The sequence below is a fragment of the Streptomyces marinisediminis genome, assembly GCF_026262575.1.
Classification (GTDB): Bacteria; Actinomycetota; Actinomycetes; order Streptomycetales; family Streptomycetaceae; genus Streptomyces; species Streptomyces marinisediminis.
Genome location: NZ_JAPKFL010000136.1, coordinates 1 through 291, shown reverse-complemented (window position 1 = coordinate 291; position 291 = coordinate 1). Strand labels below are relative to the sequence as shown.

The following is a 291-nucleotide window of genomic DNA, read 5'->3' as shown; positions in this document are numbered from 1 at the left end:
CTCGGTCGCGTACGAGGTGCCCGGGCCGTCGCCGCCGTCTTCGAACAGGCGACGCGTGTCCCAGCCGCGGTCGGTGGGCAGCGGGGAGATCGCGTCCTCCCCGGAGCGCACCAGCCGCCACAGCTCACCGGGGTCCGACACGCCGCCGGGGTAGCGGCAGCTCATGCCGACGATGACGATCGGGTCCTCCGCGTCCACAACCGTGACGGAGGTGCGCTCCGCCGGAGCCGGAGCGTCCCGCCCGCCGCACTCGGCGGCCACGTGCTCCGCGAGCGCGGAGGGCGTGGGGTG

The 291-nt window shown here is 75.9% G+C and carries 1 protein-coding gene; it reads right to left on the bottom strand.

Features of this window, described 5'->3' with window-relative positions; all coding sequences use genetic code 11:
- On the bottom strand, positions 1 to 291 hold a 291-nt coding region (locus tag OSB71_RS24415; RefSeq protein WP_265950973.1), incomplete at both ends, for a beta-ketoacyl synthase N-terminal-like domain-containing protein.